The organism is Neisseria sp. P0021.S007 (genome assembly GCF_051956855.1).
The window spans coordinates 1-520 of sequence record NZ_JBQCXA010001182.1 but is presented as its reverse complement, the minus strand read 5'-3'; the positions used below and the strand labels follow the sequence as shown (position 1 = coordinate 520).

The window sequence follows — 520 nt, the reverse complement described above, 5'->3', positions numbered from 1 at the left end:
TTTCGGAAGAATCAAGCGCAATGGCGCGGGTATCTTGGCGGCTGTTGTAGTGTTCGAGCCAAACTTTGGTACGCTCGGGATCGGCAAGATCTTGCTTGTTTAAGATTTTGAGTTTTGGCTTGCCTTTGGACAACTGGGCAAGCAAAGGGTTTTCGCTGGAAGCAGGCATACGCGCGTCTAACATCTCAATCACCATATCAACGCTTTTAATGCGTTCGGCAATGGCTTTTTTTGCCTTGTTCATGTGGCCGGGAAACCATTGGATAGCCATGTCTTTTTGTTCTTTCTATTCGTATCTGAGGCCGTCTGAACAATCATTTTTTTTCAGACGGCCTCGGTATTTGGATAATCGGTCAATCCGGATTTAGAGATTGCCATGTTCATAGCTGTAATAACCTGCTTCATCCATACATTGCTCGAACGTCTTGTATGTATTTCTATTTTGGACTTGCGATTTGCAAGTATTGATTTGGCGGGAAACTTCAGCTTCGCTCGCGCCGGTACGATGCCAACGGTAAGC

General features: G+C 45.8%; 1 protein-coding gene and 1 pseudogene. Both read right to left on the bottom strand.

Annotation, left to right across the window (positions count from 1 at the left end; translation table 11 throughout):
• The coding region (locus ACTHUR_RS18175) for a YlqF/YawG family GTPase (RefSeq protein WP_440400157.1) at positions 1-271 on the bottom strand (271 nt) is incomplete at its 3' end.
• 93 nt (positions 272-364) lie between these two features.
• Positions 365-520, bottom strand: a pseudogene (locus ACTHUR_RS18170) (protocatechuate 3,4-dioxygenase); the annotation flags it as partial.